Here is a 14,147-nt window from a genome sequence, read left to right as displayed (position 1 = left end):
CCCGGCGGCACTACGTTCATCCAGAAGGATGAATATCGCTGATATCGCCACCACGGAGTTTATCGAAGTCGATGTCGGGACGCGAATGGGGAAAGTTCGTTCTATGTTCGAGAACGGCAATCCCAAGGGAATCATCGTCACGAATGACGGCGAATACGAGGGGGTCATCAGCGAGCGGGAGGTGCTCCAATCGCACGTCGAGGACGACGCCAAGGTCGCGGCGCTCACCAAACCCAGCCGGAGCACGCCGTCACCCCAGGTCGACCGTCAGGAGGACATTCGGGAGACCGCACGCGTTCTCGTCGAGAGCAACGCCAAGGTCGCCCCCGTCTTCGAGAACGGCGACCTCTGGGGCATCATCACCAATGACGCGATCCTCGAGGCGGTACTGGAGAACCTCGACGCGCTCACCGTCGAAGATATCTACACTGACGAGCCGATCACCCTCACCGAGGACGATGGAATCGGCAAAGCGATCAATCTCTTGCGCGAACACGGGATCTCGCGACTTCCCGTGATGAACGAGAACGGCTACCTCTCCGGGGTCGTGACCACCCACGACATCGCCGACTTCGTCATCCGAGAGAACCACACGACGACGACCGGCGACCGGGTCGGTGACACCGATCGCCTGCTCGACGTCCCCGTCTACGACATCATGACGAGCCCCGTCGAGACGACGACGCTCGACGCGACCGCCAAGGAGGCCGTCGAAGCGATGCTCGAGGACGATTACGCGGGACTGATGGTCACGCCGGACGACGACGACCGTGTCGTCATCGGCGTCATCACCAAGACGGACGTCCTGCGCGCGCTGACGTTCACCGAGGAGGATCATATGGACGTCCAGATCACCAACATCTCGATGCTCGACACCATCACCCGGGAATCGATCGTCGAGAGCATCGAGCAGGTGTCGGACAAGTACGCCGACATGCAGGTGATGCACGCCCACGTCCGCTTCCACGAACACAACGAGAAGCTCCGTGGCACGCCGCTCGTGCAGTGTCAGATCCGCCTCCGAACGAACAAGGGCCAGGTCGCCGGCACCGGCGAAGGCTACGGCGCGGAGAACTCGTTCCGCGTCGCACTGGACAAACTCGAGCGCAACGTCCTCGAGGTCAAGGGCGTTACCAGCGACGAGGAGTACCGCGGGCAGCTGCTGCGGAAGCTGAACGAACTGTAGTCGGAGTACGCACGATCTCGCTCCGGTAACTCGTTTTTGCGCTGATTCGACCTCTCCGTTCGGTCTCTTTGCGGCCCGTTTGACAGCCACGTCGGTGACGGCCCAGCGGTTCGATAGCGATACGTCCCGAAAACCGACGGTGTCAGAACGAGTTGCAGTCGCAGCGTCTCAGCGGGAACGGGACGCGATCAGGACCAGGTGTCGTCGTCACCGCCCTCGAGTCCGGTGTCGGTAATTCGGAACTGCACCGAGTCCCCGACGGGTTTCGAGCGGTGTTTCTCGAGGGTTGCCCGTCGCTTCCCGCCGCGAAAGCGCTCGAGGCGGACGACGGTTCCGGTCCAGTGCTCGAGGGTGTTCCCGCCGAGTCCCCGGGTTCGATCCGAGTCGGGGTCCGCAAAAACTTGATTCGTCAGGACGACGGCGAGGTCGTGTTTCCGGGCCAGCGAGAGCAGATGGGTCACCTGTCGAGTGACGCTGCGTAACGCCTCCCCGTCGTCGCCGTCGGCGGTGCGCTCGAGCCGGTAGAAGCCGGTCGCGCTGTCGAGGACGATCAGGTCCGCGCGCTCGGCGAACTCCTCGGCGTCGCGGACGGCCTCGGCCTGTTCCTCGAAGTCCAGTGCGTCTTCGATGACGATTCGCGAGGCGACGGCCTCCACGTCGTCGGCGTCGCTATCCGTCTCTCCGTCTCGAGGCGACTCGGTGTCGGCTTTGGCTTCGAGCAGTTGCTGGAAGCGGTCGACGGAGACGCCTTCGGTGTCGATGTAGACGACGGTGCCGCCGTCGACCGCAGTCTCGACGGCCGCCGACAGCGCGAGATTCGTCTTTCCGGCGGCTGGAGGACCGTACAACTGCGTGACGGCCCCGCGTTCGAACCCCCCACCGAGCAACTCGTCGACCGGGCCACAGCCGGTTGAAATCGCCTCTTCGGTCACGGTTTCAGTTGACAGGGGATGCGCAAAAAGGCCCCGGAACGGGCTGCGTCTGTCTGCTCATCGACTCGAGGCGTCCAATCGGAGTGCTCGAGACTCTGTCGCTACGCTCGACGATTTGCCGCTATCGGATTCGTGCTGGGGCCTTCTCCGTGGTGGCGTACACGTTTATTGAGTCCGGGGCCGAAGCGCAGATGTGATAGTCGTCGCCACGACAGACTTCGAGGTGTACCACGGCGTCGTCAACGAACTCCGCGACCGCGGAACGACGTTTACGACCGTCGAGCCGGACGAGGAACTGCCGGAGCAGGCCACCGTCGTCGTCACCGGGGCCGACCACACCGACGACTTCGCGGACGTGACGACGATCGTCGCCGATCCCGACGACCCGAGGCGTGCCGTCGATCAGGCGCTGGCCGCGGTTCGTGGCGACAGCGGGCGAACGGTCATCGGCGTCGATCCGGGCCAGCGACCTGGCATCGCCATCCTCGCCGGTGAGACCATCGTCGCCGCGTTCCAGGTACCCCTCGGCGACGCTGTCGACGTGATCCAACGCGAGGCCGCCGAAGCGCCGTCCCCGGTCGTCCGTATCGGCGACGGCTCCCGCCTCGAGAGCGCGAAACTCGTCAACGAGCTCGATACCGTCACGGTCGAACTCGTCGACGAGACGGGGACGACTCCCTACCTCGGCACCGGGACGCGAGGGATGGGAGACGTACTGGCCGCGGTCAATATCGCCCGGCTCGAGGGAGAGGTCGTCAACGCGCGCGAGATCGAGCCGACGGAGGGGGAGATTCAGGTCATCAAAGACCGCTCGCGCGAACAGAGTGAGCACAATCGGGCGATCGACGAGGTGCTCGCGCGCCGGGTCGCTGCGGGCGAGTTGACCGTCGACGAGGCGCTCCTCGAGCATCGAAACGGTGGGAATTCGTCTTCGAGCGAGTCCGGGGAAACCGACCACTCCGGCGAGTCGTAGCCCTATTCGTTTTATCTCGAGTGCGTCGTGACGAGTCGTCTCACTCTCGTGGAACGACCCAAAAGAAACGGAAGCCGCCAGTCACGTCGGTCGAAGATCGACCGTGTGACAGACTGCAGTTACGCTTCAACCCAGGTGTTCGTCGACGCGACGGACGTGAGCTGAACGTTTTCGTTCTCCTGCATGCTTATCTGCGAGCTGCCGGCACTCCCGCCGTCTTCGGCGACCGCGACGGAGGTGTGCTGTTCGTTCACGTTCTGCTGCGTGATGAACTGGTGCTGTTCGATTGCCGTGCTCGCCTCCTGATCGACGTCGTTCGTCTGCGTGGCGTTACCGGCGTAATCGTACGACATGCCGGGACTGTCGGAGCCGGAGTTGCCGTCCAGGGTGACCGTCGTGCTCGAGGTGCGGGTGACGTCGTCGGAGACGTAGCCCGGACTCGCGTAGACGTTGAGCGCGTCGGCGTAGCCGATCTGCGCGTTGTAGTTCTGCTGGTACGCCATCTGGATGGCAACGGCCTCGCTCTCGTTCTCTGCGATGGCCATGGCGCTGTTTTGCAGGTTGATGTTCTGCTGTTCGACGCCCTGCTCCTGGGCCACGCCGGCGGTCGCCGTCTGCTCGGCACCGTCGTCGCTGCCCTTCTTGTCTGGCTTGTCTGTCTGGGTTTCGGTCGAGAGGACGTCGCCGCTGACATCGCCCGCAGTCGCGACGTTCATCCCGGCCGAAGACGCCAGCAGGTTCGAGGCGTCTGCGCTACCGAGTTGGGTGTTGAGGTTGCTCTGATCGGTGAACTGGATCGCGGTCGCGGTGCTGCCCTCGCCGACTGCGATGGCGACGGCACCGCGCTGTTCGTTGAGGTTCGCCTGTTCGACGTCCTGTTGCTGCGTGAGCAACGCGTCGGAACTTTGGTCGGCGCTCGGACCGCTATCGCCGCTCTTGTCCTTCTTGTGACCGAAGTCACCGTCTCCGAGGTAGACGTTGGACGCGTTGGCGACACCTTCCTGCAGGTTCTCGTTGCGCTGGTAGGACTGCTGGAGCGCGGTCGCGTCGCTGTCGTTAACCGCCAGCGCGAACGCGGTACTCTGGTTGTTGTAGTTGACCTGCGCGACGTCCTGTGACTGCGTCACGGCGGCGAGGGCATCCTGGGTGATCGTCTCGTCGTCACCCTTCTTGTCTTTGACTCCCCAGCCGTCGAACTGCTGGTCGCCACCGTTACCGATGACGATGTTGACGTCACCGACGTTCTCGAACTGCGTTTCCGCGCTCTGCAGACGATCCTCGGCGGTGGCCGAGCCGCGCTGTTCGTTGTCGTTGTACTGGTTCGCTTCCTGGATGGCGGTCGCTTCGCCACCGTCGATCGCGATCGACACCGCGGAGCCTTGCTCGTTGATGTTGACCTGATCGACGTCCTGGTACTGAATGACCTCGGCCGTGGACTCGGCCGAGCCGCTCGCGTGCTGGTCGACGTACTCCTCGAGCGATTGATCGCCGAGGTCAGCGCCGAAAACCAGATACAGTTCGTCGTCGTCCGCGAGCGTGTGTACTGTGCCGTTGTCCAGTTCGCCGTCGCCGCCCGCGGTGGCTGCCGGTACGCCGGCTCCCACCATCGCCAGGGCGACCATACAGGCCATAAGGAGTGTCGTAGTTCGTGACCGTCTCGTCGTGTTGCTTTTCATTGAGCGTTCGATATGTTTCGTGAGTGTCTTTCGTTTCTGAGTCTTTGCGACGCAAACCATCATTCCTCCATGACCGACTTTGTTATCGATAGGTTGAATCCGGTTTGAATGGGGATATAGTAGGGAACGTAACTGCTTATAATCGGTAACAATCGACTGCAACCGATGAATGGTGCGCCGAATCGGCCCCGGAACGATCGTTACCCAGTTTCGATGCGTAATCGAGAGACTGCGCGGGCTTTCGAGTGGCCACCGCGACCGGCTCGTTCCGCCACTGTGAACCGTTTCGTCGATCGAAGACACTCATTACTCCGCAGTATCCGCAACTGATCAGATGATCCGAACGGTATTTCGGGGACGGCGGTTCTGCATATCGTCCTCGAAACGACCGGAAATTGAAGCTGTAGTGTCGCTGTAACGAGGGCAAATTCTACCCAAATTCAGATAAAAACCATCACACTGTGATAGGGGAAGGCAACACGGGTCCCAACGTGCAGATTCGCTGCGAAACCGTTTGCCGGGTTCAAATGGGAGTCTGTAAACAGTAGCGATTGGGCAACGCGCCACAGCGGGAGAACCGGGAGGTGTCGGCGTGACGCACGGCGAGCAACAGCGCCGTCACACGTGATAGCTGCTTCCGTTGTGGTCCACACGCGTGCTGCCCGATGACGAATACGGTGACCGAATCAATGAAACGCGCAATCACACTTGCACTGACGGTAGCACTAATTGGCGGCCTCACATTTATGGGGTTCGCTGGAACAGCAGCGGCACAGGCAGACGCTGACTCTAACGTTAGCGTCGATCAGGAATCGGAAGCGGAGACCACCATCGAAAACGAACAGAGTAACAGCAACTCGCAGACGCAGGCTGCGTCGTCCTACAGCAGCTCGGACAAGAGTCACGCTGAGACGAATGCGGCACAATCCCAAGAGGTCGCCCAATCGAACGAGAATTCGGTTGAGGATACGACCACGATCTCCTCGAACAACGCTGAGGTCGACTCGAGTGCCAACGCGAGCGACGATGACACGACCGATAACTCGACGACCGAAACTGGTCTCGTTGGCGATGATCTAACCGGTATCCTCGAGACGATCTTCGACAACATCGACATCGGTGTCGGCGTCGGTGGCGACGACGCTGGTAACGAGACTGTTGCATAAGTAATCTCCACGGCTGAAATATTCGTTTTATTTTTGCGCTGCTGCCAGTAGAGCTGTTCTTGTAGTCAGCTGAGATCCCACCAACGTTGCGGGTTACTCTCGAGAGCTGGATTCACTGGTAGCCCGTTCTGCTCTACTCAGTACGTCTCGAGTCGGTATCCCCGTCTCTCGAGCCACCGCTTTCGCATCGTCGTACTCCGCACTCACGTCGTACACCTCACCGTCGGAATCGCTCGCAATCTTTACAGTGACTTCGTACTCGTCGCCGTCGATCTCGAGCGTCACCGTCTCGAACTCTCGCTCGGCGATCCACCGATGCGTCACGCCCGCGTCACGAACACCCAGCGTTCCCGTCTCTTCGGCCAGCGCTCGAGCGACGCGCTCCCGATCCGCGGGCTTGCAGATGACCTTCACGAGGTGGCCGGGGCGGGACTTCTTCATCGTCGCGGGGAGGATCGAGACGTCTCGAGCGCCCGCGTCCGCGAGGGTCTCCTGTAGCCCGCCCAGCACTTCGGGCGTCGCGTCGTCGAGATTTGTCTCGAGGACCGCGATATCGTCTTTCGCGAGTTCGCCACGCCCCGCTCCGTCTCCGACCAGTACCCGGAGGACGTTCGGATGCGGGTCAAGGTCGTAGCCGCCCGCACCGTAGCCCGAGGCCTCGAGCGAGAGCGCCGGTAGCGAGTCGATGCTGTCGGCGACGTGGCCGAGGATTGCCGCGCCGGTGGGCGTAAGCAACTCGGCGTCGACCGGCCCACCGCGCAGCGACCAATCGGCCCGTTCGGCGATCTCGACCACCGCCGGCGTCGGCACGGGATACTCGCCGTGACTCATCGAAACCGTCCCGCCGCCGGTCGCGAGCGGCGTGGTGACGACTCGCTCCGGCTCGAGATCGCGGAGCAGCGCCGCGGTACCGACCACGTCCGCGATCGCGTCGTCGGCTCCGACCTCGTGGAAGTGGATCTCCTCGAGATCCTCACCGTGGACGCTCGCCTCCGCCTCGCCGAGCAGTTCGAAGATCGCGAGCGCGTCGCGTTCGACCGGCGGCTCGAGGTCCATGTCGGTGACGATCTCGCGAACCTCGAGATAGCTGCGGTGGGGGCCGTGGCCTTCGGCGTGAACGCCGTCGGTGTGGTTGTGGTCGTGATCGTGACTGCCCCCATGCTCGTGATCGTCATCTCCCTCGTGATCGTGCTCACCGTGCCCTGAATCGTCGCCCTCGTGGCTCGAATCGTCGTCTGAGCGGTCGCGTCCGTCTCCGCCGCTCTCCTCGTCGCCCGTCAGAAACACGTCGACCGTCGTCGCGGCGATGCCGCGCTTCGTCGCCTCGTCGATTCGATACTCCACCTCGAGGGCGTCGGTCACGGGCTCGAGGGCGTCGGGGTCGGCACCGGCGTCGATGAGCGCGGCGAGGATCATGTCGCCGCTCGCACCCATGCGGCCGTCGAAGGCGAGGATTCGCATGCCTGCATCCCGGAGGGGAAGACGCAAAAAGCCACCTGTCCGGCCGTTCGACGGGCTGTCGATACGCTCAAAACCGACCGGGTCCGGTACATCTTTGTAGCGTCCAGTCCCACTCTTCTATGATAGTGATTAGCACAGAAATGTGGGCTAACACAAAACCTATCCGCTCACGAACCGGAGTGAAAGACATCGCCGTCCATCCCTAAACCATGAACGAAGTCCAACTGGAGGTTGCGAAAGCGTACCCGAACGACTCGGGTCGTGGTATCGCCCGACTCGACCCGGACACGCTGTTACATCTGAAGCTGAGTCCGGGCGACATCATCGAAATCGAGGGTGCAGACACCACTGCCGCGAAGGTCTGGCGCGCAGACCGGCAGGACTGGAACACGGACACCGTCCGTATCGACGGCTTCACCCGACAGAACGCCGACGTCGGTATCGGCGAACGCGTGACGATTCGCAAGGCCGAAGCGACGAAAGCGGAGAAACTCGTCCTCGCGCCCCCCGAGGAGGCGTCGGTCCAGTTCGGCTCCGACGCCGCGGGCATGGTGAAACGCCAGATCCTCAAGCGGCCGGTCGTCGGCCGCGACATCGTCCCCGTAATGAGCTCGACGAATCATCCGTTCATGCGATCGCCGGGTCAGGCGATCCCACTCATAGCCGTCGAGACCGAACCGGAGGGCGTGGTCCTCATCACCGAAGACACCGACGTCGAACTCCGCGAGGAGCCGATTTCGGGCTTCGAGAAGACCGGAGGCGGGATCACCTACGAGGACATCGGCGGCCTGCAAGGCGAGATCCAGCGGGTCCGGGAGATGGTCGAACTCCCGATGAAGCATCCGCAGATCTTCAAAAAACTCGGCATCGAGCCGCCACAGGGCGTCCTCCTGCACGGCCCACCGGGGACCGGGAAGACCCTGCTCGCGAAAGCCGTCGCCAACGAGACCTCCGCCAGTTTCTTCTCTATCGCCGGCCCGGAGATCATCTCGAAGTACTACGGCGAGTCCGAACAACAGCTCCGTGAAATCTTCGAGGACGCCACCGAGGAGTCGCCGTCGATCATCTTCATCGACGAACTCGACTCCATCGCACCCAAGCGCGAGGACGTCACTGGCGAGGTCGAACGCCGCGTCGTCGCCCAGCTGCTGACCATGATGGACGGCCTCGAGTCGCGAGGGCAGGTCATCGTCATCGCCGCGACCAACCGCGTCGATTCGGTCGACCCCGCGCTGCGTCGACCCGGCCGGTTCGACCGCGAGATCGAAATCGGCGTTCCAGACGAGACGGGCCGCGAGGAGATCCTGCAGATCCACACCCGCGGGATGCCCCTCTCGGACGACGTCAACCTCGGCCACCTCGCCGACGAGACCCACGGCTTCGTCGGTGCCGACATCGAGAGCCTGACCAAGGAGGCCGCGATGAAGGCGCTCCGGCGCTACCTCCCCGAAATCGATCTCGACGAGGAGGACATCCCGCCGAGCCTGATCGATCGGATGATCGTCAAGCGGACGGACTTCCGCGGGGCGCTCAACGAGGTCGAACCGAGCGCGATGCGGGAGGTCCTCGTCGAGCTGCCGAAGATTTCCTGGGACGATGTCGGCGGCCTGCAGGACGCTAAAGACCAGGTCCAGGAGTCCGTCGAGTGGCCGCTCTCGAACCCCGAACGGTTCGATCGGCTGGGCGTCGATCCGCCGGCCGGCGTCCTCCTCTACGGCCCGCCGGGGACCGGGAAGACGCTGATGGCGAAGGCCGTCGCCAACGAGACCAACGCGAACTTCATCTCGGTGCGCGGCCCGCAGCTCCTCTCGAAGTGGGTCGGCGAATCGGAGAAGGCCATCCGACAGACCTTCCGCAAGGCGCGGCAGGTCTCCCCGACGGTCATCTTCTTCGACGAGCTCGACGCGCTCGCACCGGGCCGGGGCGGTGAAGTCGGCTCGAACGTCTCCGAGCGGGTCGTCAACCAGCTCCTGACCGAGCTCGACGGACTCGAGGAGATGGAGAACGTGATGGTCATCGGCGCGACCAACCGGCCGGACATGATCGACCCCGCACTGCTGCGCTCGGGCCGATTCGACCGGCTCGTCATGATCGGCGAACCAGACGTCGACGGCCGCGAACGCATCCTCGAGATCCACACCCAGGACACGCCGCTGGCCGCCGACGTCACGCTGCGCGAAATCGCCGAGATTACGGACGGCTACGTCGGCAGTGACCTCGAGTCGATCACCCGCGAAGCGGCCATCGAGGCCCTCCGCGAGGACGAGGAGGCCGACATCGTCGAAATGCGCCACTTCCGACAGGCCATGGAGAACGTCCGGCCGACGATCACCGACGATATCCTCGACTACTACGAGCAGATCGAAGAGGAGTTCCAGGGCGGCACGAGCGGCCCCGATCCGTCGGGTCGCCGCGGCAGCCGCATCGGCTTCCAGTAGTCACGCTCACTCCCGTCTTTTCTCCGTCGCTCGGATTTTCGTTCCCCGCGTCGTATTCGACGACCACTGCTACTCGACTTGCGTGACTCCGTCGTCCATCACGTCGCTCGCAGTCGGGCTTGTTCCCCCGTGTGGAGTGTCTCGAGACCGAATCCGTGCGGCGTGGATCGTCTCCGTCTCGTCGTCGATGATGACGACCTCACCGGGCACGTCCGGCAACCGTTCTGCGTCGACCAGCGAGCCGTTCATGTACGTCGGTTGTGCGCCCTCGAGCGCCGCCAGATCGTCCCGGGCGGTCAGTCGGTGTGCACAGAGGATGTCGGACTGTGAGATGCCGACCTCCGGGATGGCGCTTGGCCGTTGTGTCGCGGCGACCAGACTGACGCCGGGCGCACGGCCGCGCGTGAGTATCGTCTCGAGGGCGGGTTCGGCCACGCCGTCGAAGAACGTGTGAGCCTCGTCGAGCAACAGCCACGGGAGCCGGTCAATCGAGTCACGGATCCGCGCTCGGTACAGCGCCTCCGCGACGCCGCGAGAGACGGCGTTCATTGGTGCGTCCGCGAGCCCCGAAACGTCGACGACCGTCACTTCGGGACCGCCGAGTGCCGTCGCGTCGAGTCCGTCAGGGTCGAAGACGCCCCACGAATCGGCGAGGCGCAGGTGGTTGATCGCGGCACGCGTTGCGACGCTCGAGGCGCCGGCGGACGCGACGTGTGCCTGCATGCCATCGATCGTCGACTCCTCCTGTGCGGCCCGCCAGAGCAGACTGCCAGCGTCGCGTTCCGGCGAGAGACCGAGCAGTTCACACCACGATCGCGGATCGAGCGAGCCGGCCGTGACGGCTGGTTCCTCGACGACGCTCGCCGGCACTGCGTCGCCGTCGGCTGGCTCCGCCAACGTGTCGAACGCACCCATCGGATCGACGAGGACGGGCGCGACGCCGCGGGACCGGGCGAGATCTTCCGCGATGACGCCCATCGTGTAGGACTTCCCGTAGCCGCGCTTGCCGACGAGCAACATCGCGTGTGGCCCGTTCAGATCGAGGTGGAGGGCCGCGCCGTCGCTGCCGTCGAGCGCCCGGTAGGAACCGAGGCGGCCGACCGGACCGTCCTCGCGATCGCCGTCGCGACCCAGTACGAAACTCACGGACGGAACTGCCGCGGCATCGTATTTGAATCCTCGAGCCACCGTTTAAGTGCGAAGCCGCGGCCAAGCGAGGCGTGACTTCGAAACGGATCGATTCGGATTCGACGGATGGGACGAACCGATCGCGGACCTCGTTCGCTCGAGACGACCGCGCGATCGAGGGATTACCGATTCGGTTGGTGATCGCGCTGGTCGTCGGCGTCGCGGCGCTGGCGATCATGCTGAACATGCTCGGCGGGATTGGCAGCGTCGGCGATACGGAGGTGACCGTGAAAATCGCCGACGACGATCAGGTGATCGACGCAGACGACGGCACTGCGACGGTGGATGCGTACGCGATGGACGAAAACGGGAACAACGTCTCGGACGCGACGATCGTCGCGACCGCAGATTCCGCTCAGCTCGATGGCGTCCTCGACGAATCGACCGGCGACGACAACCACGCAGAGCTGGATTTCGACGGCGCACAGAGCCTTCGGGCGGATCAGGACATGGGAACGATCCAGCTCGAGGTCATCCCGCCGTCCGACAGCAACTACATCGACGAACAACCGAACCCGAACATTCGGGTCGTCGCTCGATAACCGATGATCGATTCGAACGATGATCGAAACGACGACTGACCTCATCATCGGAATCGCGTTCGGGCTGGTCATCGGCATCGGCCCGGCGATCGCCGTCGGAGTCCTCAGTGCTGTGTGTAGCGGCCGCGGCTTGAGGCTACCGCTGTCGGCGAGCGTCACGCTCGGCACGGGGTTCGCCGCCCTCAACGGCTACTTCGTCGGTGTGCTCGAGCCCGGTCTCGTTCGAACGCAGCTTCCTCGCCTCGCAGCCGGGACGCTCGTTGTCGCACTCCTATCGATGTACGCGACCAGTCAGGGTGAACGCGTCGCGTCGGAACTTCCGTTCGGATCCGGGCGGCCGATCCGACGAGGCCGATCGCTCTCCGCCGAAGCCATCGACTCGGTCGATGCGATGGGACAGGTGACGATCCGAACGACGGGTCGAATCCGCGATATCGACGGCTACCCACCGCTGTCGCCCGACGTTCGGACGGCGCTCGAGGCGGACGCATGGCGATTCCCCGTCGACCTGCCGTTGTCCGCGCTCGAGACCAGACTCGAGACGCGACTCCGGACCGGCTACGAACTGGCCGCAGTCTCCGTGTCGATCGACGGGCGTGGTCGAGCGGCCGTTGCCGCCGCACCGGCGTCCGGTGATATTGCGACGGCAATTCCCGATGGCTGGCGTGCCGTTTCGATTTCGGCACTCAGTCCGGCCGGGTTAGCACCGGGTGACATCATCGGTGTCCCCGTCCGAGACCGATCAGTGACGGGGACCGTTCTGCGTGTCAGTGGGGACGGTCAGTCCAGGAACGTACACGTGGGCACTTCGGCGTCAAAGATATCCCCATCGTCGGATCCGGTCACTGATTCCGGGGCCGGATCCAGCGAGAGAGGGACGCTCGAGAACGGGCACCACCCAACTGTCGGGGCGGTGAACGCGGCCCGGCGACCGACCGCCGAAACGACCGGTGGCGACGGTTGCGTTACTGTCGCCGTTCCGTCCGCCGATGCCGAGCCGCTACTCACCGCTGAGCGCGCCCGAATCGTCGCTCACGCCACCGGCCCGGACGCCGACCGCGAGGCGCTGTCCCGACTCGAGCGAGCGGCGTACTCGGTTCGCCGGGTGACATTCGGTTCGGTTGCGGCGGCCGTCGAGCAGACCGACGGAGCGAGCGACGATTCGATCCGAGTCCTCGCGGCGAATCGCTCCAATCCCGACGAGAACGCTTCCAGTCCAACGAACCTAACGACGGTCGCCGAACGCGAGACGTGGTGTTTCGATCCCGACGTGACGACGCTCGACGACCGGGACGAGGTGTTCGTCGTCGGCAAACGAACCGCGTTACGACGACGGATCGACGACGATCGTGACTCGAACCCGAAGTCGACCGTGCTACCTGCAGTTGCGGGTGACTCATGATGGGAGCCGTCGTGTTGCAGACAATCGTCACCGAGTGGACCGAAACGGCACTGCTCAATATACTCGGGTTCGCGCTGGTCGCCGGCATCGTCGTGACCACAGTCGCGTTCGGCTACCGGGCCACGAGCACTCGAGCGGCTCCGATCGGGGTCGGCGCGTTTGCCGGGCTCGCCGTCGTAACGGGCTGGCTGAACGCTACCGGTCTCGGGCAGGCGACGATCATCGACGAAACCCCGCTCGTCCACCACGCGACCGCGACGTACTTCCTCGGCGCGGTCGTCGTCAGTGCGGTCGCCGCCGAGACCGGTCGACGAATCGGTGACGAGGTCGCTCGAGACGTCTTCGATATCGATCGGATGGAAGCGACCGGCGAAATCGCCTCGCTCGTCCGATCGGCACGGCTCTCGATAGTCGTTCAGCTACCGCAGGAGATCGACGACGCGGACGGCTATCCGCCGGTCGATCCGTCGATCAAACGAGATCTCGCCGGGAGGACGGTGTTGCTTCCCCAGAGCAGCGACGAATCGGTACTTCGCTCTCGCCTCGCGACTCGCCTCGAGCGCGATTACGATCTCGGCCACGCGTCGATCACGATCGGAGCCGACGGGGCGATCGAGCGACTCGTGGTCGGACGCGCTCGCTCCGGAATTGGGTCGATGCTCCCGACGGGGACCGTGGCGATGGCGATCCGCGCCGATCCGGCACTGACTGCCAGCGTGGGCGATCCGATCGAGGTCTGGTCGACCGCGAGCGACTCGAGCAGACTCGTCGCGACCGGAACGTTACGGGCCACCACCGGGGATGTCGCAACGATCACCGTTGACGCCGACGTCGTTGACCGGTTCGCGTTCGATCTAGACTCGAGTTATCGACTGACGTCGAGATCGGACGCGCCGGACGACGGGGACGCGCTGTGCTCCGTGGTCCGTGCTGCCGACGAGACGGTGCGGTCCATCACCGTCGAGGACGGCGGCACCCTCGACAACGTGTTCGTCGGCTGGCTATCGGGGACCGTTCTCGTCGTGGTCCGCAACGACGAGGTGATCCCGTTCCCGGACGACAACGAGACGCTACGGGACGGCGACGAGCTCTCCGTCCTCGGGACGGCCAGCGAACTGGCCCCCCTTTCGCCGAACGGGGACCGTTCCGTGTCGCAATAGTCGTGTTCGAGCGCCGGATCGAG

11 protein-coding genes are annotated in these 14,147 nt (G+C 64.0%); 7 read left to right on the top strand and 4 right to left on the bottom strand.

The annotated features are described in order from the left end of the window. Nucleotides 1–28 precede the first annotated feature (28 nt). A complete protein-coding gene (locus tag HYG81_RS23415) occupies nucleotides 29–1,186 on the top strand; it encodes a CBS domain-containing protein (protein ID WP_180842082.1) in 1,158 nt (385 codons plus the stop codon). 188 nt (nucleotides 1,187–1,374) lie between these two features. Here the strand turns inward: HYG81_RS23415 and radB are convergent, their stop codons facing one another. Further along, nucleotides 1,375–2,118 carry a DNA repair and recombination protein RadB gene (radB, locus tag HYG81_RS23410; RefSeq protein ID WP_233289911.1) on the bottom strand — a complete coding sequence of 248 codons (744 nt, stop codon included), beginning with the start codon at nucleotides 2,116–2,118 and terminating at the stop codon, nucleotides 1,375–1,377. A gap of 193 nt (nucleotides 2,119–2,311) precedes the next feature. On the opposite strand from radB, the gene HYG81_RS23405 reads away from it, so the two are divergent. Then, nucleotides 2,312–3,091, top strand: a complete 780-nt coding sequence (locus HYG81_RS23405) for a hypothetical protein (protein ID WP_180842081.1) — start codon at nucleotides 2,312–2,314, stop codon at nucleotides 3,089–3,091. 119 nt (nucleotides 3,092–3,210) lie between these two features. Here the strand turns inward: HYG81_RS23405 and HYG81_RS23400 are convergent, their stop codons facing one another. Next, nucleotides 3,211–4,713, bottom strand: coding sequence for a hypothetical protein (locus HYG81_RS23400; RefSeq protein WP_180842080.1), 1,503 nt, complete (start codon nucleotides 4,711–4,713; stop codon nucleotides 3,211–3,213). A 743-nt stretch (nucleotides 4,714–5,456) separates the two neighbouring features. Here HYG81_RS23400 and HYG81_RS23395 point away from each other — a divergent pair. Continuing rightward, complete coding sequence (locus HYG81_RS23395) at nucleotides 5,457–5,933, top strand: hypothetical protein (protein WP_226376029.1); 477 nt, start codon at nucleotides 5,457–5,459, stop codon at nucleotides 5,931–5,933. A 93-nt stretch (nucleotides 5,934–6,026) separates the two neighbouring features. Here the strand turns inward: HYG81_RS23395 and larC are convergent, their stop codons facing one another. Beyond that, complete coding sequence (gene larC / locus HYG81_RS23390; protein WP_180842079.1) at nucleotides 6,027–7,394, bottom strand: nickel pincer cofactor biosynthesis protein LarC; 1,368 nt, start codon at nucleotides 7,392–7,394, stop codon at nucleotides 6,027–6,029. Between the two features lie 209 nt (nucleotides 7,395–7,603). Here larC and HYG81_RS23385 point away from each other — a divergent pair, with 209 nt between their 5' ends. Next, on the top strand, nucleotides 7,604–9,832 hold the full coding sequence (locus HYG81_RS23385) for a CDC48 family AAA ATPase (RefSeq protein ID WP_180842078.1): 2,229 nt from the start codon (nucleotides 7,604–7,606) through the stop codon (nucleotides 9,830–9,832). Between the two features lie 69 nt (nucleotides 9,833–9,901). On the opposite strand, the gene HYG81_RS23380 is transcribed toward HYG81_RS23385, so the two are convergent. Further along, nucleotides 9,902–10,978, bottom strand: coding sequence for an ATP-binding protein (locus HYG81_RS23380; RefSeq protein WP_180842077.1), 1,077 nt, complete (start codon nucleotides 10,976–10,978; stop codon nucleotides 9,902–9,904). Between the two features lie 74 nt (nucleotides 10,979–11,052). Between HYG81_RS23380 and HYG81_RS23375 the strand changes: the two genes are divergently transcribed. Genes HYG81_RS23375 through HYG81_RS23365 form a run of 3 tightly spaced genes read left to right on the top strand, consistent with a single transcriptional unit; the run spans nucleotide 11,053 to nucleotide 14,124 of the window. After that, the gene (locus HYG81_RS23375) at nucleotides 11,053–11,562 is read left to right on the top strand and encodes a DUF7382 domain-containing protein (protein WP_180842076.1); all 510 of its coding nucleotides are present in this window, start codon (nucleotides 11,053–11,055) and stop codon (nucleotides 11,560–11,562) included. Nucleotides 11,563–11,581: 19 nt separating this feature from the next. Then, entirely contained in the window at nucleotides 11,582–12,964 is a 1,383-nt protein-coding gene (locus tag HYG81_RS23370) for a DUF8167 domain-containing protein (protein WP_180842075.1), read from the top strand. Then, nucleotides 12,964–14,124 (top strand): TrkA C-terminal domain-containing protein, encoded by a 1,161-nt coding sequence (locus HYG81_RS23365; protein WP_226376028.1) that lies wholly within the window; start codon nucleotides 12,964–12,966, stop codon nucleotides 14,122–14,124. Before HYG81_RS23370 ends, HYG81_RS23365 begins: the two co-directional genes overlap by 1 nt. Nucleotides 14,125–14,147: the final 23 nt, after the last annotated feature.

Source organism: Natrinema zhouii (assembly GCF_013456555.2).
Classification (GTDB): Archaea; Halobacteriota; Halobacteria; order Halobacteriales; family Natrialbaceae; genus Natrinema; species Natrinema zhouii.
Note: the sequence above shows the minus strand (reverse complement) of the source record. Positions and strands in the feature narration are given on the sequence as shown.